Source organism: Pararobbsia alpina (genome assembly GCF_902859895.1).
GTDB classification, from domain to species: domain Bacteria; phylum Pseudomonadota; class Gammaproteobacteria; order Burkholderiales; family Burkholderiaceae; genus Pararobbsia; species Pararobbsia alpina.
Window position 1 is genome coordinate 380841 of record NZ_CADIKM010000001.1, and the last position, 19368, is coordinate 400208.

The window sequence follows — 19368 nt, forward strand, 5'->3', positions numbered from 1 at the left end:
CCTCAATCAAACCACCACGTTGACCAGACGGCCCGGCACGACAATCACCTTCTTCGGTGCCTGGCCATTGCCGAAGCGTTCGAACATCTCGTGCGCGATCGCCGCCTGCTCGATGACTTCGCGCGTCGCATCCTTTGCCACCGTCAGCGCACCGCGCACCTTGCCGTTGATCTGCAGCACGAGTTCGACCTCCGAGACATCGAGCGCCTTCTCGTCGACCCCCTGCCAGCGCGTATCGAGCAGGTCACTGCCGAACTCGCTGCGATAGCCGAGTTCGTTCCAGAGCGTGACGCTCACGTGCGGAACCACAGGATAGAGCACCTGCAGCAGGAGGCCGTACGATTCGCGCAGGACGGCCGGACCGTGCGGGCCCTCGATCGCATCCTTCGCGCCTTCGATCGCGTTGAGCATCTTCATCGCGGCTGACACCACGGTGTTGTACTGGATGCGCTGATAGTCGAACTCGGCCTGCCTGAGCACGCTGTGGATCTCGCGGCGCAAGGTCTTCTGGGCATCGCTGAGCGAGGCGGCGCGCAGGGCCGCGCGGTCCGACTTCGCGCTCGCGAGCACCTCGCGATGATTGAAACCGAAATGCCAGAGGCGGCGCAGGAAACGGCTCGCCCCCTCGACACCCGAATCGGCCCATTCGAGGCTTTGCTCGGGTGGCGCGGCGAACATCGTGAACAGCCGCGCGGTGTCCGCCCCGTATGAGTCGATCAGGGATTGCGGATCGACGCCATTGTTCTTGGACTTCGACATCTTCTCGATACCGCCGACGATCACCGGCTCGCCATCGGCCTTGAGCGTCGCGCCGGTCGGCGTGACCGTCACGTCGAGCGGGTTGTACCAGACGCGCTTGCCGGAATTGTCTTCGCGATAGTAGGTGCCGTTGAGCACCATGCCCTGCGTGAGCAGGTTCGCCGCCGGTTCGCCGAAATTGATCAGGCCGAGATCACGGCTGACCTTGGCCCAGAAACGCGAGTACAGCAGGTGGAGAATCGCATGCTCGATCCCGCCGATGTACATGTCCATCGGCATCCAGTAGTCGGTGCGCGCATCGACCATGTTTGCCGCGTCCGGACAGGCGTACCGGTAGAAGTACCATGACGAGTCGACGAAGGTGTCCATCGTGTCGGTCTCGCGGCGCGCGGGCGCGCCGCACTTCGGACAGGCGACGTTGAGGAACTCGGCCGACTTCGCGAGCGGATTGCCTGTGCCGTCCGGCACGAGGTTCTCGGGCAGCACGACCGGCAGGTCGGCTTCGGGCACCGGCACATCGCCGCAATGATCGCAGTGGATCAGCGGAATCGGCGTGCCCCAGTAACGTTGCCGCGAGATACCCCAGTCACGCAGGCGCCACGTGACCTGCTTGTCGCCGAGGCCGAGTTCCTTGAGATCGGCCGCGATCGCATCGATCGCTTCCTTGCTCGTGAGGCCGTCGTACTTGCCGCTGTTGACGAGGCGCCCCTTCTCCTTGTCGGCATACCAGTCGGCCCAGACCATGCTCGAAAACGTCTCGCCCTCCACACCGACGACCTGCCGCACAGGCAGCGCATACTTGAGTGCGAACGCGAAATCGCGTTCGTCGTGCGCAGGCACACCCATCACGGCGCCCTCGCCGTAGCTCATCAGCACGTAGTTGCCGATCCAGACTTCGACCCGGTCCTGCGTCAGCGGATGGGTGACGAAGAAGCCCGTCGGGCGCCCCTTCTTTTCCATCGTCGCAATATCGGCTTCGGCGACACCGCCGCGCTTGCATTCCTCGATGAACTGCTGGAGATCCGGCTTGTTCCGCGCAAGACGCGTCGCCAGCGGATGTTCGGCCGCAACCGCGACGAAGGTCACGCCCATCACCGTGTCGGCACGCGTCGTGAACACGCGCAGCAGCTGCGCCTCGCCATCGATCTCGTACGGGAAACCGAAATTGACCCCGAAGCTCTTGCCGATCCAGTTCTGTTGCATGACCTTCACGCGCTCGGGCCAGCCGAGGCCATCGAGGTCGTCGAGCAGTTCATCGGCGTACTGGGTGATCCGCATGTAGTACATCGGGATCTGGCGCTTCTCGATCGTCGCGCCCGAACGCCAGCCGCGACCGTCGATCACCTGCTCGTTGGCGAGCACGGTCTGGTCGACCGGGTCCCAGTTGACGGTGCCGGTCTTCTTGTAGACGATGCCTTTTTCGAGCAGCTTGAGGAACAGCCACTGATTCCACTTGTAATAGTCGGGCTTGCAAGTCGTGACTTCGCGCGACCAGTCGATCGCCAGGCCCATCGACTGCATCTGCTTCTTCATGTAAGCGATGTTGTCGTAGGTCCATTTCGCGGGCGGCACGTTGTTGGCCATCGCCGCATTCTCGGCCGGCATCCCGAACGCATCCCAGCCCATCGGCATCAGCACGTTGCGGCCCAGCATGCGGTGATAGCGCACCATCACATCGTTGATCGTGTAGTTGCGCACATGCCCCATGTGCAGCTTGCCCGACGGATAGGGCAGCATCGACACGCAGTAGAACTTGTTGGCCGGATCGGGAGATTCGACGGCCTTATAGACATCGTGCTCGCGCCATTCGGATTGCGCGGCGGCTTCGACGTCAGCGGGAACGTACTTTTCTTGCATGGCGGATGGTCGGGTGGTACGCGAGGGCCGCGCGCCGTAAAAGGAAAGCGCGCGAAAAAAATAGGGCAAGCCGCAATTATACCGTCGCGCCGTCGCCGGCACGCTTGCACCGGCCTATTGCCTGGGTATCGCGCCGGATGCGGCCGCCGGTGTTGCCGCCGGTGTTGCCGCCGGTGTTGCCGCCGGTGTTGCCGCGGATGGTGCCACGGGTGCTGCCGGCGCGGCGGGTGTGACGGATGCGGCCGCCCCGGCTCCCCCGCCTTCGTCCTCTTTTTGATCGACGTCGGGCAGCGTCACGAAGCCGATGCGCGAGAGCCCCGCACGCTGGGCATCGGCCATGACGCGGGCGATCGTCTCATAGCGCGTCGCGCGATCGGCGCGCAAATGGATCTCAGGCACGGATGCCTGCTTGCCCGCCGCGGCGAAACGGCTGCGCAACTGGGCCTCGCTGAGCGGGTCGCGGTTCCAGAACAGCTGGCCGCTCGCGTCGATCGACAGGGCAACCGTCTGCGCGGTGTCGGGCGCCGAGGCCGCCGTCGCGCGCGGCAGGTCGAGCTTGACCGCGTGCGTGAGCAGCGGCGCCGTGATGATGAAGATCACGAGCAGCACCAGCATCACGTCGATCAGCGGGGTCATATTGATATCGGACATGGGCGCGCTGCGCTCGTCCTGACCGAAACTGCCAAATGCCATCGCCAGGCCTCCGTTCAGGGCTTCGCGCGCGGGATCGCGGCCGCCGGCGCACAGGCAAGCGCATGGAGGTCGCGCGCAAAGCCGTCGAGGTCCTCGCCGAGCTGGCGCACCTGGCGTCCGAGGATGTTGTAGGCGAGCACCGCGGGAATCGCCACGACGAGGCCGAAGGCGGTCATGATCAGCGTCTCGCCGACCGGGCCCGCGACGCTGTCAATCGAGGCCTGCCCGGTCGAGGCAATGCTGCCGAGCGCATGGTAGATCCCCCAGACGGTGCCGAGCAAGCCGATGAACGGCGCAGTGCTGCCGATCGAGGCAAGCAGGACCTGGCCGAACTCGAGCCGGCGCTGGGAACGTTGCAGGGCATGCCGCAGGCCGCGCATCACACGATCGCCGTGCTCGACGCGCGACAGCAGGACGCCCGGGACATCCGCTTCGATACCATGGAGTGCCGCTTCGGCAAGCGGCGTGAAGACGCGCTCGGCATCGGCGTGGCGCAACGCGCTCACCCCTTCACCGAGCGACGGCGCCTGCCAGAACGCAGCGACCGCACGAGGCGCCTGGCGCCGTGCGCGAAGCAGTATCCAGCCTTTGACCAGCAGGAAGCACCAGCTCGCGATTGACATCGCGAGCAGCAGCCAGGCGACCGCATGGGTGACGGCATCGCCGGTGCGCAGAAAATGGATGACGCCGGTTTCGCCCATTCAACGGCTCCGTGGATGGAGATCAGAGCCGTTGCCGGCTCAACGCATTAGGCCAAATGAGCGGGCCCGATGCAGCCGGACTCAGCGCAGGCCGAGCACGTCCTGCATATCGAACAGGCCCTGCGACTTGTCGGCCAGGAAACGCGCGGCGACCAGCGCGCCGTTTGCGTAACTCTTGCGGCTCGACGATTTGTGCGAGATCTCGATGCGCTCGCCGTCGCCCGCGAACAGCGCGGTGTGGTCGCCGACAATATCGCCGCCGCGCACCGTCGCGAATCCGATCGTCGACGGATCGCGCGCACCCGTCACGCCCTCACGTCCGTAGACCGCCACCTTCGACAAGTCGCGCCCGAGCGCCTTGGCGATCACTTCGCCCATGCGCAGCGCGGTGCCCGACGGAGCATCGATCTTGTGCCGGTGATGCGCCTCGATGATCTCGATATCGTAGCCAGTCGACAGGTATTGCGCGGCGAGGTCGAGCAGCTTGAACGTCACATTGACGCCGACGCTCATGTTCGGCGCGAACACGATCGCCAAGGACTGCGCGGCGGCGGCAAGCTCGGCCTTCTGTGCTTCGCCGAAACCCGTCGTGCCGACGATCATCTTCACGCCATGGCGCCGGGCGACTGCCAGATGGGCCAGCGTGCCTTCGGGACGCGTGAAATCGATCAGATATTCAGATTGCGACAAGACAGCTTCGATGTCGTCCGTGATCGCCACGCCCGTGTTGCTGCCGAGGAACAGACCGGCATCCTGGCCGAGTGCTGGGCTGCCGGCGCGGTCGAGTGCGCCCGAGAGCCGTGCATCGGGATCGGCGAGCACGGCTTCGACGAGCATCCGGCCCATGCGGCCGGATGCACCTGCAATTGCGATCTTCATCAGTTCGTGCTTCCGGATCCGGGTGGCGCTGCGGACGGCGCGCTCGCGGGCTCACCCGCAGGCACGGCCTCGCTCGCACCGAGAACGCGATCGAGACCGCTCGAGCCGCTAGTCTGTGTCGCACCCTGGTACAGCGGCGGTTGCGGCCGCTTGAGGTTGATTTGGGGCTGTCCGGTCGGCGTCTGTACATTGCCGCCGATGATCGGCTGCGGAACTTGCGAACCGTTCGGAACCGGCTTCTGATCGCGCGCCGGCGTCGTATCGAGCGACGTCGCCGCATTCGCGGCGTTCGCCGCGGCGACATTCGGGGCCGGAGCGGCCGCACCGGATGCCGGTGCCGCCACGACCGCAGGCGCGGAGGCGGCCTCACCCGCGGCGGAAGCTGCCGCGGCAGCGGCGGCCTTATCTTCGCGTTCCTGCCTCAAAAGATTGCTCGCCTTGTTGTCGCCGTCGATCGCCGCAAGCAGTTCCAGCTCGCTCGGAAGATTCTCGGCACCGGTCCAGTGATCGAGCGAATCGCCGTTGAAGTAGAGCGTCAGGTCGCGTTGCTCGACGATCTCGACCGGCCCGCGCCGGAACGAGAACATATAGTCCCAGCGGTCCTGGTGGAATACGTCGGTCAGCAGCGGCGTGCCGAGCAGCGCCTTGACCTGGTCGCGTGACATCCCCTTCTGAAGCTTCGCGGCAGTTTCATTCGCAACGAAATTGCCCTGCTCGATCGTCAGGTGGTAAGGCGTCATCCGGTCGACGATCTTGTGCGTCGCGTTGTTATATGTCTCGCAGGAGGCAAGAACAACGGTACTCACGACGGCGACAATCAGGAAACCCGCGTGGCGCGAGCCACGATTGAAGAATGTTGAACTCATTTCACCCATTGTTCCGCGTTCGTTGACGCGAGATCTTTGATGCCGCCCAGGAAAACCCATTATGATTGGGGCCTTGTATTGTACTCTAGGGATGCCTAGCCATGACCAATCCCGCCGATCTCAAAAATATCGGACTCAAGGCGACCCTGCCGCGCCTGAAAATCCTTGAGATATTCCAGAATAGCAATGTCCGTCATCTGACCGCCGAAGACGTTTACCGGCATCTGCTGCACGAGGAGCTCGACATCGGTCTCGCGACCGTTTACCGGGTGCTCACGCAGTTCGAACAGGCAGGTCTGCTCAACCGCAGCAACTTCGAATCCGGCAAGGCCGTGTTCGAACTCAACGAAGGCACCCACCACGACCACCTTGTCTGCGTCGATTGCGGGCGCGTCGAAGAGTTCTACGACGCCGAGATCGAGCGCCGCCAGCAGGCGATCGCCAACGAGCGCGGCTTCGCGCTGCACGAACATGCGCTCGCGCTCTACGGCGGCTGCACCAAGACGAACTGTCCGCACCGGAAACACTGAACGGCACTGCCGCTTCGGCCGAATCCGCCGAATCTGCCGGATGGCGAGCGTGCCGATCCGGCCCATAGTGCCGTAGTCTTACACGTTTGGCTGCGGCGCCCGCATTACCGGGCATTGCAGCTTTCTGCGCGACTGAAAATACAAGGGCCCATCCGTTTCGATGGGCCCTTGTCGTTGGCACAGGTGCAATATCGGGCACGGGGTACGCGCCCGATATTGCACCGTTCTACTGTGCCGCTTGCTGCGTCAGGTGTTGCGTCACTTACCGCACCAATTATTGCGCCTTCGCCAGCGCCACCGTCGTGTCGAGCATCCGGTTCGAGAAGCCCCACTCGTTGTCGTACCAGCTCGAGACCTTCACGAGATTGCCCGAAACCTTGGTCAGCGTCGCGTCGAAGCTCGACGATGCCGGGTTGTGGTTGAAGTCGTGCGACACGAGCGGCAGCGTGTTGTATTCGAGAATGCCCTTGAGCGAACCTTCCGAAGCGTCCTTGAGGATCTGATTCACTTCCTCGACCGTCGTCTCGCGCGCGGCGACAAAAGACAGGTCGACGATCGAGACATTGATCGTCGGCACGCGAATCGCGTAACCGTCGAGCTTGCCGTTGAGTTCAGGCAGCACGAGGCCGACGGCCGAAGCCGCGCCGGTCTTCGTCGGGATCATGCTCTGCGTGGCCGAGCGCGCACGACGCAGGTCTTCGTGGTAGACGTCGGTCAGCACCTGGTCGTTCGTGTACGAGTGAATCGTCGTCATCAGACCCGACACCACGCCGAGCTTTTCATGCAACGGCTGCACGAGCGGGGCAAGGCAGTTGGTCGTGCACGAGGCGTTCGAAATGACCGTGTGTTCTTTCTTGAGCGTCTTGTGGTTCACGCCGTAGACGATCGTCGCGTCGACATCCTTGCCGCCCGGCGCCGAGATCACGACCTTCTTCGCACCACCCTTGATGTGTGCGCTGGCCTTTTCCTTCGTCGTGAAAAAGCCCGTGCATTCGAGCACCACGTCGACCTTGAGCTCGCCCCAGGGCAGCTCGGCCGGGTTGCGGTTGGCCAGCACGCGGATACGATCGCCGTTGACGACCATGTAGTCGCCGTCGACCGTGATGGTGCCCGGGAACTTGCCGTGCACCGTGTCGTACTGGGTCAGATGGGCGTTGGTATGCGCGTTGCCGAGATCGTTGATCGCAACGATTTCGATATCGTGCTTTTTGCCTTCCTCGTAGAAAGCGCGCAGCGTGTTCCGGCCGATCCGGCCGTAGCCGTTGATTGCAACGCGAATTGCCATGTCCTTATCTCCTGATTGTCAAAAACAGCGCGCCCGCCTGAACCGGCTGGGCCGCGCCGAAACACAAGACCATTATCCCAAAACCGGCTAACGGGTCGCCAAGCTGGCTGGCGGCAACCCTTTCGCCGGGAACCCTTAGCCCAGAACCCGTTTGGCGGTCGCGACAACGTTCTCCACCGTGAAGCCGAAATGCTTGAACAGCTCGCCGGCGGGCGCCGATTCGCCGAACGTGTCGATCCCGACCACGCCGCCCTCGAGCCCGACGTACTTCGCCCAGAAGCTCGTCACACCGGCTTCGATCGCGACCCGCGCGACGCCCTTGGGCAGCACGAATTCCTTCCAGTCCGCATCCTGACGGTCGAACACCGTCGTCGCGGGCATCGAGACGACGCGCGCGCCGATCCCCGCCTGCTTGAGCGGTTCGATGGCCTTGACGGCAAGTTCGACTTCCGAACCGGTTGCAATCAGGATCAGCTTGCGCGCGACGAACTCTTCATCCCAGTCGACGAGCACATAACCGCCCTTCTTGATCCCTTCGACCTGGCGATCGCTGCGTTCGTTGAACGGCAGGTTCTGGCGCGTGAAGATCAGCACGCTCGGACCATGATGCGCGGCCGACTCGGTCCACGAGACGGCGGTTTCGACCGTGTCGGCCGGACGCCAGACGTCGAGGTGCGGAATCAGGCGCAGGCTCGAGACGTGTTCGATCGACTGGTGCGTCGGACCGTCTTCGCCGAGGCCGATCGAGTCGTGCGTGAACACGAACAGCGAGCGGGTCTTCATCAGCGCGGCCATGCGAAGCGCGTTGCGGCTGTAGTCCGAGAACGTCAGGAAGGTGCCGCCGAACGGAAGGTAGCCACCGTGCAGCGCGATGCCGTTGAGTGCCGCGCTCATGCCGAATTCGCGTACGCCCCAGTTCACATGATTGCCCCACTGGATCGCGCCGTCGTGGCCCGCGCGCACGGGCTTGCTCGCCTTCCAGTTGGTCAGGTTCGAACCGGTCAGGTCGGCCGAGCCGCCGAGCAGTTCGGGCAACGCCGCGGCGAGGCCGTCGAGTGTCTGTTGGGAAGCCTTGCGCGAAGCAATCGTTTCGCCCTTCGCGACCGCGGCATCGATGATGGCCTGCGCTTGCGCGGCGAAATCACGCGGCAGTTCGCCCTTCATCCGGCGTTCGAATTCGATCGCGCGGGCCGGGTGCTTACCTGCGTAGGCGGCGAAGCGCGCGGTCCACTCCGTCTCGAGCTTCGCACCCGAGGCCTTCGCGTCCCAGTTGTCGTAGACGTCCTGCGGAATCACGAAGGGCTCGTATTCCCAGCCGATCGCCGCACGGGTCGCCGCGATTTCCTGCGCGCCGAGCGGCGAGCCGTGTGAGTCATGGCTGTTCGACTTGGTCGGTGCACCCTTGCCGATGATCGTCTTGCAGCAGATCAGCGTCGGGCGGTCGGAGGTCTTGGCAGCCTTGATCGCCGCGTCGACCGCATCGATGTCATGACCGTCGATAGCGGGGATCACGTGCCAGCCATAGGCTTCGAAACGCTTGGGCGTATCGTCGGCAAACCAGTTCTCGACGTGGCCGTCGATCGAGATGCCGTTGTCGTCGTACAGCGCGATCAATTTGGACAGCTTGAGCGTGCCCGCGATCGAGCAGGCCTCGTGCGAGATGCCTTCCATCAGGCAGCCGTCGCCGAGGAAAACATAGGTGTGGTGGTCGACGATCCTGTCGTCGCCGTCGTTGAATTCCTGCGCGAGCAGCGCCTCGGCGAGCGCCATGCCGACCGCGTTCGCCAGACCCTGACCGAGCGGCCCGGTGGTCGTCTCGACGCCCGGGGTCATGCCGTATTCGGGGTGACCCGGCGTCTTCGAGTGCATCTGGCGGAAACGCTTGAGCTCGTCGATCGGCAAGTCATACCCGCTCAGGTGCAGCAGCGCATACAACAGCATCGAGCCATGGCCGTTCGACAGCACGAAACGGTCACGGTCGGGCCAGTGCGGATTGGCCGGATTGTGACGCAGATGGCGATGCCACAATGCGACCGCGATATCGGCCATGCCCATCGGCGCGCCCGGGTGACCGGAATTGGCTTGCTGGACCGCATCCATCGCGAGCGCACGGATGGCATTGGCCATGCGCGAGGCGGCGTTCGGAGCGACGGGAGCGGAAGGGCTGAGAGACGTGGTCGTCATATCGGAAATCCGGATCGAAACAGGGGGCGAATGCACCGCGGCGCAATCGGAACATCGATGGGGCGCGGCAAAGCACCGGATTTTACCAGATGGGTATGACGGTGATTTGCGGTTTGCGAGATATCTGGCGGGCTCGCATGGCAAACTATCGGCTGCAAGCTTTCGTGGAGTACCGATGGCCACACCCGATCCCGACCATGGCGGGCCGCCCGCCGACGGCCCCCGCACCGGCGGCAGCGCTGCCGACCCGCGCCCTGCCGGCGTGCCCTGGCTCACGCCCTACCTGACCGTGCGCGATGCGCAGGCGAGCCGCGTGTTCTATGAAAAGGCGTTCGGTTTCGCGGTCCGCGAGGCGGTCGACGACGACGGCGCCACGATGCATGTCGAGATGACCCACCGTGGCGAGCTGGTCATCATGTTCGCGCCTGAAGGGGCCTTCGGCTCGACCGCGAAAACACCGCGTTCTGCCGGCGCGGAAGCGCCGCAGTTGTTTTATCTCTATGTCGACGATGTCGATGCGCTCCATGCGCGGGCCGTCGAGGCCGGTGGCAAATCGCTGCTGCCGCCCGGCGACCAGTTCTGGGGTGACCGCTTCTGCCAGATCGAGGACCCGGACGGCTGTCGCTGGGGGCTCGCTCACAAGAGCAAGGGCCCGACTGGCCGCCAGCCCGGCTCGGATAACTGACGCGCATGCCCCGCTTCCATATTGCGACACCGTTGCAGGCGCTGGCGTCGGGCGCGACGGTCGAATTGCCTGAAGAGGTCGTGCGGCACCTCCAGGTGCTGCGCCTGCAAACCGGCGATGCCGTGACGCTGTTCGACGGCACAGGCGGCGAATATCCCGCAACGCTCGGTGAGATCGGCAAGCGCCACGCGGCCGCCCTGCTCGGCGAGCACCAGGCGCGCGAAGTCGAACCCCCTTATGCCGTGACGCTTGTGCAAGGCATTGCCGGTGGCGACAAGATGGACTGGCTGATCGAAAAGGCGATCGAACTCGGGGTCCGGCGCGTGGTGCCGCTGGTGACCGTGAGGTCGGTCGTGCGCCTGAGTGGCGAACGCGCACAGCGCCGCGCCGAGCATTGGCGCGCACTCGCGTGCGCAGCCTGCGAGCAGTGCGGACGCAACCGGGTTCCGCAAATCGATGCCCCCGCGCCACTCGATCGCTGGCTCGACAGCAAGGGCATGGCGGATGGGCCATTGCGCCTCATGCTTTCACCGCGTGCCCAGGGAAGTCTCGAATTGTTGCCGGAAGCGGCGCCCGCAGTCCCGGTGGAGTTGCTGATCGGGCCCGAAGGGGGTCTTTCCGCAGACGAAGAAACGGCCGCATTGGCGGCCGGTTATCTGCCGATCAGCCTCGGCAGCAGGATTCTTCGTACCGAAACAGCCGGCCTCGCGATGCTGGCCGCACTGGCGACGCGCTGGGGAGGATGGTAAGCGCCAACGGCGGCAACCCCTCAGGCAGCGAACGAATAGAACACCCGGAACGCCACCTTGCGCTCGGCCCAGAACTCGGCCGCCTCGCGGAACACGTCGAGCAGCGTCTCGCGTGCGTCCTTGTCGAACTTCACCGCCGTCGGCACGCCCTCGAGCACGATGACGAAGCCCGGTTGCGCGCCGGCCTTGTCGACCATGTCGGTAAGGCAGTCGTAAAGTGCGTCGTAGTTCTTGCCGAAATGCTTCGGCAGCAGGAATTCAGTCGCGATCGTTTCGAGCACTTCGGCTTTCGACTGCGCGTTCGCGCACCACGCGTAGAGGAAGTGGTGGCCAAGGCGCGCGGCCTCGACGGCGAGATCGGGCACGCGAAACGCCCGAATCGACTGGACGATGTTCGGACGCACGGTCTTGAAGAGAGTCATGGTCGGCTCGTCGGGTTGAATCTCACGAAGCGACCGTTCCCGGCCGCCGTCGCGCATCGACATTACACGCTGAAAGAGGTTGGTGTTGTCGCTCATCCCGAACACGTCGTTTGCGACACCGGCGTCTTGCGCTAGAACGTTGTCGCTCATGGTCATTCTAGAATCCGTTGAAAGGTCTGGTAGTGATCGCCCGTGTAGTAGCAGTCGTCCAGAGTTCGGGGCGGACCGCCGCAAACGATGCGTCGCGCGCCGCGATCTCGCGACTTCGGCGTCGTCACCGTGTACTCGTGGTAATAACCGCGCGGACGGGCGGGCAATTCGCGCTCGAAATTCTTGAAAATGCCACCGTCTTTCGAATACCGGAACGGACCACCCGCGCGAATCGCATCGAGCGTCTGCGCAGCCTCGCGGGGCAATTGAGCCACTGAAACCGACTCGACCGCTGATGTCTGCGCATTCGAATCGCGAGCCTGCGCGCCGCCGACCAGCAATGCCGACGAGACGCCGAAAGCCAGCGCTACCGTGCGTATCGACCGCGCGCCGCGCGAAAGCCACTTGCGAGCCGTCAACCCGTATCCCCGAGCTAAGCATGGCCGGCAACGGACGTGAGCCGACCACTGAAGGCGTAAGGTTATCCCTAACCGCGCGCAGAATCAACGTTCGATTGGCAAGTGTAAAGGTTTGACTTACAAAGGAAACAGCGCCGCGGCGCCTGAAAATGAGGCGGGCCGCGGCTTGCACCGCGGCCCGTCCCGATATCCCGGCCAAAAGAAGTGTAGGCAGCGCGCGCGCTGTGACTGCGTCGCGATCTCCGTCAGACAGAGCCGCAAGTTCGATCACCGACTTACGTAAAACTTACAACCAACCGGTTTTGCCTCATGGCGGGTCGCCTCCCGCCCTGTTCCCGGCCTGCCCCAAGACTATTTCCAACCGTTTCCGGTCCATTCCCCTGGGTCGCTACCCTGATCCACCGCCGGGAAGTGTGCGAGACTCATTCCCGGCTGGCGGCAAGCGCATCGACCACCACGAGTGCGGTCATATTGACGATGCGGCGCACCGTCGCCGTCGCCGTCAGCACATGGATCGGCCGTGCCGCGCCGAGCAGGATCGGCCCGATCGCGACGTTGTTGCCCGCCGCAACCTTGAGCAGGTTGTACGAGATATTGGCCGCATCCATATTGGGCAACACCAGCAGGTTCGCATCGCCTTCGAAGGTCGACTCAGGCATCAGGCTCTTGCGCAGGCGTCCGTCGAGCGCGGCATCGCCTTGCATTTCACCTTCGATATCGAGATCCGGCGCAATTTCCCTGAGCAACGTCAAGGTATCGCGCATTTTCTGCGCGCTAGGCGCGGGGCTCGAGCCAAAGCTGGAATGCGAAAGCAGCGCGATCTTCGGTTCGATCCCGAAACGACGCACCTCCTCGGCGGCGAGCACCGTGATCTCGGCCAGTTGGGCCGGCGACGGGTCGACGTTCACGTGGGTGTCGACGATGAAGATCTGGCGACCCGGCAGGATCAGCGCGTTCATCGCCGCATAGACCGACGACCCTTGGCGCTTGCCGATAATCTGGTCGATGAAATGCAGGTGACGGTGGGTCGTGCTGATCGTGCCGCAGATCATGCCGTCCGCTTCACCCTTGTGGATCATCATCGAACCGATCAGCGTCGTGCGGCGGCGCATCTCGACCTTGGCGAGCTGCTCCGTAATGCCCTTGCGGGCCATCATCTTGAAGTACGTCTGCCAGTAGTCGCGGTAACGCTCATCGCGTTCCGGGTTGACGACGGTGAAATCCTGACCCGCCACGAGGCGCAGGCCGTAGCGCTGCAGACGCTGTTCGATGACCGCCGGACGGCCGATCAGGATCGGCATCGCGATGCCTTCGTCGACAATGATCTGCACCGCACGCAGGACACGCTCTTCCTCGCCTTCGGCAAACACGATCCGCTTCTTGGCCGGCTCGACACTGCGCGCAACCTGGAAGATCGGCTTCATGATCGTGCCGCTCGCATAGACGAACTGCTGCAGATGCTGGCGGTAGGCGTCCATGTCCTCGATCGGACGGGTCGCGACGCCGCCGTCCATCGCGGCTTGCGCGACTGCCGGTGCGACGTTGACGATCAGGCGGGGATCAAAAGGCTTCGGAATCAGGTACTGCGGCCCGAACGACAGGTCGTGGATCCCGTAGGCGGTCGCCACGACGTCGCTCTGCTCCTGGCGCGCGAGGTCGGCGATCGCGTGGACCGCGGCGATTTCCATTTCCTTCGTGATCGTCGTCGCGCCGACGTCGAGCGCGCCGCGGAAGATGAACGGAAAACACAGAACGTTGTTGACCTGGTTCGGGTAGTCCGTGCGCCCGGTCGCGATAATCGCGTCGGGCCGGACAGCCAGCGCCTCTTCGGGCGGAATTTCAGGACTCGGATTCGCGAGCGCGAGGATCAGCGGCCGGTTGGCCATGACCTTGACCATCTCGGGCTTGAGCACGCCGCCGGCGGACAAGCCCAGGAAGATGTCGGTGTCCGCGATGATGTCGGCAAGCTTGCGCGCCTCGGTCGGCTGCGCATAGCGCACCTTGTCGGGGTCCATGAGTTCGGTGCGGCCTTCGTAGACGACGCCCGCGAGATCCGTCACGAAAATGTGTTCGCGCGGCAGGCCGATGTCGACCAGCAGGTCGAGACAGGCCAGCGCCGCAGCACCCGCGCCGGAGGTCACGAGCTTGACCTTCTTGAGGTCCTTGCCGACGACCTTGAGGCCGTTCATGACCGCGGCCGCTACGACGATTGCGGTGCCATGCTGGTCATCATGGAACACTGGGATCTTCATGCGCTTGCGGCATTCGCGTTCGACCGTGAAGCAGTCCGGAGCCTTGATGTCTTCGAGATTGATGCCGCCGAAGGTCGGTTCGAGCGCGGCGATCACGTCGACGAGCTTCAACGGGTCGCTCTCGTTGAGCTCGATGTCGAACACATCGATCCCGGCGAATTTCTTGAACAGCACCGCCTTGCCTTCCATGACGGGCTTCGAGGCGAGCGGGCCGATATTGCCGAGGCCGAGCACCGCCGATCCGTTGGTGACGACCCCCACGAGATTGCTGCGAGCCGTGAAACGCGCCGCGTTGAGCGGGTCGGCGACAATCTCTTCGCAGGCCGCGGCGACGCCGGGCGAATACGCAAGCGCGAGGTCGCGCTGGTTCAGGAGCTGCTTGGTGGGGGCAATGGCAATCTTGCCGGGTGTGGGGAACTCGTGATAATCGAGAGCGGCTTCGCGGAGTTTGTCTGCAGGAGAGGACATGGAGGCGCTTAAAGCTAGGCGGATTAGAATCAGTTATCTAGATCCATTGTAGCGCCGAAACCCTTCTCAACCCGGGCCAACCCTGGTCGGAACCGCTTGCTGCGGTGCCACACGACACGACGCCTGAGGCGATCTTCATCGAATGCTCAACGAATTCAGTCTCATCAGCAGGTATTTTTCGCGACCGTCGCAGGCGCCAGGCAGCGCGGTGCTCGGCGTGGGCGACGATTGTGCGCTGCTCGCACCGAGAGCGGGCAAGGCGCTCGCCATTTCGAGCGACATGCTCGTCGAGGGGCGGCACTTCTTTGCGGGGGCCGATGCTCGCGCACTCGGCCACAAGACTCTTGCGGTCAATCTGTCGGACCTCGCCGCGATGGGTGCGAGTCCACGCGCGTTCACGCTGGCGCTCGCGCTGCCGGTTATCGACGAAGCGTGGCTGGAGGAATTTTCCGCGGGGATGTTCGCGCTGGCCGACCCCGCGGGCTGTGAACTGATCGGCGGCGATACGACGCGCGGCCCGCTGACGCTTTGTGTCACGGTGTTCGGCGACGTCGATGCAGGGCGCGCGCTGCGCCGCGACGCCGCGCAGGTCGGCGATGACGTCTGGGTCTCGGGCACGCTCGGCGACGCGCGGCTCGCGCTCGGCGCCCTGCGCAACGAATGGACCTTGAACGCCGCCGAACTCGCCGAGGTCCAGCGCTCGTTGGACTGGCCCGAACCGCAACTCGCCCTCGGCATGGCGCTCGCGGGTGTTGCGCATGCCGCACTGGACATCTCGGACGGCTTGGCGGGCGACCTCGGCCATATCGTGGCGAGATCGAATGTCGGCGCACGCATCAATGTCGATGCACTGCCGCGCTCGGCGACACTCGCGCGACAGACCCCGCAAATCCAGCGCCAATGCACGATTGCGGGCGGCGACGACTACCAGCTGTGTTTTACCGCTTCCGTGCGCGCACGAGACGTCGTGCTTTCGGCGAGTAGCCAGGCCGGTACATCTGTGAGCCGCGTCGGTACAATTACGGCCTTCGATGAGGCTGCCGATGCGGCGCGAATCGTCTGGACCGATGCCGGCGGTCAACCGCTGGCGCTTGCATTGCGTGGATTCGATCACTTCGATGACTGACCCGAAAGACATTATCGACGCCGACCCTGAACGGAAGGCCCAACGCTCGGCGCAGCTGCACCGGCGTTTCGGTGGCCGCTTCGGCTACTTCCGCAACCGCGGGGCCGATGCGGGCGCAACCGGCGCAAGTGCCAATGCGGCCGGTGGTTCGGCGGGGGCGGCCGGCGGAGCAGGCACAAACGCGGGTGCCGCCAAGGATCGCGGCGTGCGACCGACGGCCGCCTTCATGCGCTCGCACCCTGCTCACTTGCTTTCTCTCGGCTTTGGCACGGGGCTGTCGCGCTTCGTACCCGGGACGATCGGCACGTTGTTCGGCTGGGTCTCGTTCTTGGTTCTCAATCCGTATCTGACGTCGGCCGGCTGGGTTGCCTTGATCGTGCTCGGTTTCTTCGTCGGAATCTGGGCCACGGCCTTCACGGCAAGCCGGCTCGACGCAGCCGACCCCGGCGCGGTGAACTGGGACGAGATCGTCGCGTTCTGGCTCGTGATGCTGTTCGTGATGCCGTCGACGTTTTCGCAGCAACTGGCGGCTTTTGTGCTGTTCCGTTTGTTCGATATGCTCAAGCCGCCGCCGATCCGCTGGTTCGACCAGCGTTTCAAGGGCGGCTTCGGCATCATGATCGATGATATCGTCGCGGCCTTTATGACTTTGCTCGTGATCGCGGTGGGACGTATTCACTATGGACAATGAAAACACCCTGCACCAGCTTGCGATCCGCGTGGGCAACCGGCTGCGCGAATCGCGCCTGATGCTCAGCACGGCCGAATCGTGCACGGGCGGCCTGATTGCAGGCGCGATCACGGATATCTCGGGCAGCAGCGGATGGTTCGAACGCGGTTTCGTGACCTATTCGAACCAATCGAAGACCGAGATGATCGGCGTACCGCCGGAGCTCATCGAGCGTCATGGTGCGGTCAGCGAGGCTGTTGCGCGAGCGATGGCCGAGGGCGCGCTGCGTAATAGCCGCGCGCAGCTCGCGTTGTCGGTGACAGGGGTCGCCGGCCCCGGCGGCGGTACGGAGACGAAACCGGTCGGCACGGTCTCGTTTGGTTGGAGCGACCGGATCCACACGACCTGTCAGACGATGCACCTCAAAGGCGACCGCCGCCAGATTCGGATCCAGACGGCCGCGCATGCGCTGCGCGGCGTATTGAAAATGCTCGACGAAGAAGACGAGCGATAGACAATCGGATTCGGGGACTGCGCAAGTTCCCGCATCGCAACCCTCACCCGCGCATCTCAGAACTTATTAAGACTGCGCTATCGACGCGCCAGATCTGCTGCATTGACTTAGTCCACATCGCATCCGATCGCCGCCTTCGCGGCGGCATCCCAAAATATAAGAATCGCGATGACGAATTCCGAATACCTATCACGGCGATGGATTAGCAGGATGGCACCGTCGGTCTGATGTCAGACGGATGCTTGGGGAGCTTCAGTCATTTCGAAAGCTAATCGAAAGCAAGTTGACAGCAACGCAATCTGAAATTGACAATGAGAATCGTTAACATTTAGGTGGCGATGCGTGAGCATCGCTCGGCATCTTGACCGGCCTTCATTGCGATTCTTCCCAATCATTTCTCGTAGGCGTCTTAGTCAAGCATTACCACGAGCTCGTTGACTATGTACGGCGCCGCTTCGGCGATCAGACGTTCGCTCACGATGTCGTGCAGGACGTCTGTGTACAGCTACTTCGCCGTCCGCCGGGCGAGGCCATGGATACGCCCCTCGCATTTCTGAGACATTTGTCGATCCATCGCGCTATCGATCGGTGGCGTGCCGACGAAAGGCATGCGGCGTATGTCCTGGAGGAGGAGCAGGATGTCGCCGGACTTCACGCGGACCTGATCGGCGAGGAGCGTCTATTGAGCTACAAACAGACCGTTCGGGAACTCGAGAAAGTCATTCAGGGCCTGCCGACCCGCTGTCGCGAGGTATTTGTCCTGCACAAGATTCATGAGATGACGCAGGACGAAGTGGCTGCACACTTGAACATCTCGCGTAACATGGTTGCTAAACACCTCTCTCGTGCGATGATCGAATTCGCCCCCCTCCTTCGGACAACACTGCAAGACAAGACGGCAACTGCCGATGCCGCATAAGCATTCCCACGACCCCGACTCCGATTCATTCCAAGACGCCGCGCTCGAAGACTATAGGGACGCGTTGCGGGAACTATTCCCTCTTGAAGACCTTGTGCGCAAGGCATCGCGTCGCCGGCGAGTCCGGCGCGCGGCGGCGGGCGCCGTCGTGTGCGCGGCGGCCGGCGTGTGCACGTGGATCCTCGATCACGCCCATCGGATCGAGCAGTTTCACACGGTCGTGAGCAAGCACACGGTCACTCGCGCACACGACGGGGCCGCCTGATCGCCTGTCACTGACGCGTTTTTTTCTCTGCGATTTTTTTCCACCCCGACGTCAACAACGGCGTCCGCCTGAACGGTAACCCCTGTGAGATCAAAACATTCTTATAAGGAGCCGTTGCATGAGCTTTACCGGGGACCGCCGGGGTGCGGGTCAGTACAGATGTATCGCGGTTGCCGTCGCCTTGTCCGCGTCGGCACAAGCCACTCAGGCTGCTCAACCTGTTCAAGCTGCGCAAGCCACTCAGCCTGCTCAGCCTGCTCAGCCTGCTCAAGCCGCTCAGGCTACTCAAGCTGCGCAAGCCGCTCAAGCCACTCAGGCTACTCAACCTGCGCAAGCCGCTCAAGCTGCTCAAGCTGCTCAAGCTGAGCCGGCAACTGCCACGCTCAACGCGCCTCCGCAAGCAGAGCCGGAGCCGATGCAACTCGAACCGATCCAGATCTCGGACGTGCGCACGCACAGCGACGTCGTGCAGCCGACCCAACAGGTTACGGTGATCGACCACGATGAACTGCAGGAGCTCCAGACAGGCTCGAACAACCTCGCCACGGTGCTGAGCAAGGTAGTGCCGGGGATGGCCGATTCGAGCCACACCATCACCGACTATGGGCAGACCCTGCGCGGGCGCAGCGTGCTCGTGCTGGTCGATGGTGTCCCGCTCAACACGAATCGCGACTCCGCCCGCAATCTCGCCAGCGTCGATCCGAACAATATCGAGAAGATCGAGGTACTGCGCGGCAGCAGCGCGATCTACGGCAGTGGCGCGACGGGCGGCATCGTGTCGATCACGACACGGCCGGCAGGTGGCGAGCCGCGCGCGGAAACGCTATTCACGATGACATCGCCGCTATCGCATCTTTCTGGCTCAGGGCTGGGCGGTCAGGTACAGCAGTTTTTCTCAGGCAGCCACGGGGCGATCGACTACGAGTTCAACGTCGGCGCGCAGCACGTCGGTGCCTCCCGCATCGTGACGCTGCT

Annotated in this window: 18 protein-coding genes and 1 pseudogene; 9 read left to right on the forward strand and 10 right to left on the reverse strand. The window is 63.6% G+C overall.

Going from position 1 to position 19368, the window contains the following annotated elements:
• Positions 1 to 6: 6 nt before the first annotated feature.
• From leuS to HV670_RS01670, 5 genes are all read right to left on the reverse strand, one after another.
• Positions 7 to 2616, reverse strand: a complete 2610-nt coding sequence (gene leuS, locus HV670_RS01650) for a leucine--tRNA ligase (RefSeq protein WP_175102870.1) — start codon at positions 2614 to 2616, stop codon at positions 7 to 9.
• Between the two features lie 114 nt (positions 2617 to 2730).
• Positions 2731 to 3309, reverse strand: coding sequence for an ExbD/TolR family protein (locus tag HV670_RS01655; RefSeq protein ID WP_175102871.1), 579 nt, complete (start codon positions 3307 to 3309; stop codon positions 2731 to 2733).
• 14 nt (positions 3310 to 3323) lie between these two features.
• Complete coding sequence (locus HV670_RS01660) at positions 3324 to 4010, reverse strand: MotA/TolQ/ExbB proton channel family protein (protein ID WP_175102872.1); 687 nt, start codon at positions 4008 to 4010, stop codon at positions 3324 to 3326.
• 81 nt (positions 4011 to 4091) lie between these two features.
• On the reverse strand, positions 4092 to 4889 hold the full coding sequence (gene dapB / locus HV670_RS01665; RefSeq protein WP_175102873.1) for a 4-hydroxy-tetrahydrodipicolinate reductase: 798 nt from the start codon (positions 4887 to 4889) through the stop codon (positions 4092 to 4094).
• Positions 4889 to 5755, reverse strand: a complete 867-nt coding sequence (locus tag HV670_RS01670) for an outer membrane protein assembly factor BamE (protein ID WP_175102874.1) — start codon at positions 5753 to 5755, stop codon at positions 4889 to 4891. The genes dapB and HV670_RS01670 overlap by 1 nt, the downstream gene beginning before the upstream one ends.
• A gap of 101 nt (positions 5756 to 5856) precedes the next feature.
• On the opposite strand from HV670_RS01670, the gene fur reads away from it, so the two are divergent.
• Entirely contained in the window at positions 5857 to 6285 is a 429-nt protein-coding gene (gene fur / locus HV670_RS01675; protein ID WP_175102875.1) for a ferric iron uptake transcriptional regulator, read from the forward strand.
• A gap of 274 nt (positions 6286 to 6559) precedes the next feature.
• Here the strand turns inward: fur and gap are convergent, their stop codons facing one another.
• Entirely contained in the window at positions 6560 to 7570 is a 1011-nt protein-coding gene (gap, locus tag HV670_RS01680; RefSeq protein WP_175102876.1) for a type I glyceraldehyde-3-phosphate dehydrogenase, read from the reverse strand.
• A gap of 135 nt (positions 7571 to 7705) precedes the next feature.
• Positions 7706 to 9754, reverse strand: a complete 2049-nt coding sequence (gene tkt / locus HV670_RS01685; protein ID WP_246256867.1) for a transketolase — start codon at positions 9752 to 9754, stop codon at positions 7706 to 7708.
• Between the two features lie 175 nt (positions 9755 to 9929).
• On the opposite strand from tkt, the gene HV670_RS01690 reads away from it, so the two are divergent.
• Positions 9930 to 10439 carry a VOC family protein gene (locus HV670_RS01690; protein WP_175102877.1) on the forward strand — a complete coding sequence of 170 codons (510 nt, stop codon included), beginning with the start codon at positions 9930 to 9932 and terminating at the stop codon, positions 10437 to 10439.
• Between the two features lie 5 nt (positions 10440 to 10444).
• Positions 10445 to 11188 (forward strand): 16S rRNA (uracil(1498)-N(3))-methyltransferase, encoded by a 744-nt coding sequence (locus tag HV670_RS01695; RefSeq protein ID WP_175102878.1) that lies wholly within the window; start codon positions 10445 to 10447, stop codon positions 11186 to 11188.
• A 20-nt stretch (positions 11189 to 11208) separates the two neighbouring features.
• Here the strand turns inward: HV670_RS01695 and HV670_RS01700 are convergent, their stop codons facing one another.
• The 3 genes from HV670_RS01700 to HV670_RS01710 form a co-directional block, all read right to left on the reverse strand.
• Positions 11209 to 11760, reverse strand: a complete 552-nt coding sequence (locus HV670_RS01700; RefSeq protein ID WP_175102879.1) for a barstar family protein — start codon at positions 11758 to 11760, stop codon at positions 11209 to 11211.
• 2 nt (positions 11761 to 11762) lie between these two features.
• Positions 11763 to 12179, reverse strand: a complete 417-nt coding sequence (locus HV670_RS01705; RefSeq protein ID WP_175102880.1) for a guanyl-specific ribonuclease — start codon at positions 12177 to 12179, stop codon at positions 11763 to 11765.
• A gap of 422 nt (positions 12180 to 12601) precedes the next feature.
• Positions 12602 to 14899 (reverse strand): NADP-dependent malic enzyme, encoded by a 2298-nt coding sequence (locus HV670_RS01710; RefSeq protein WP_175102881.1) that lies wholly within the window; start codon positions 14897 to 14899, stop codon positions 12602 to 12604.
• Positions 14900 to 15041: 142 nt separating this feature from the next.
• Between HV670_RS01710 and thiL the strand changes: the two genes are divergently transcribed.
• From thiL to HV670_RS32160, 6 genes and pseudogenes are all read left to right on the forward strand, one after another.
• Positions 15042 to 16025 (forward strand): thiamine-phosphate kinase, encoded by a 984-nt coding sequence (gene thiL, locus HV670_RS01715; RefSeq protein ID WP_175102882.1) that lies wholly within the window; start codon positions 15042 to 15044, stop codon positions 16023 to 16025.
• Positions 16026 to 16230: 205 nt separating this feature from the next.
• A complete protein-coding gene (locus HV670_RS01720) occupies positions 16231 to 16716 on the forward strand; it encodes a phosphatidylglycerophosphatase A family protein (RefSeq protein ID WP_246256914.1) in 486 nt (161 codons plus the stop codon).
• Positions 16706 to 17209, forward strand: a complete 504-nt coding sequence (locus tag HV670_RS01725) for a CinA family protein (protein WP_175102884.1) — start codon at positions 16706 to 16708, stop codon at positions 17207 to 17209. The genes HV670_RS01720 and HV670_RS01725 overlap by 11 nt, the downstream gene beginning before the upstream one ends.
• 361 nt (positions 17210 to 17570) lie before the next feature.
• Complete coding sequence (locus HV670_RS01730) at positions 17571 to 18128, forward strand: RNA polymerase sigma factor (RefSeq protein WP_175102885.1); 558 nt, start codon at positions 17571 to 17573, stop codon at positions 18126 to 18128.
• Positions 18118 to 18393, forward strand: coding sequence for a hypothetical protein (locus HV670_RS01735; protein WP_175102886.1), 276 nt, complete (start codon positions 18118 to 18120; stop codon positions 18391 to 18393). Before HV670_RS01730 ends, HV670_RS01735 begins: the two co-directional genes overlap by 11 nt.
• 439 nt (positions 18394 to 18832) lie before the next feature.
• Positions 18833 to 19351: pseudogene (locus tag HV670_RS32160) on the forward strand (TonB-dependent receptor plug domain-containing protein); the annotation flags it as partial.
• Between the last annotated feature and the right edge of the window lie 17 nt (positions 19352 to 19368).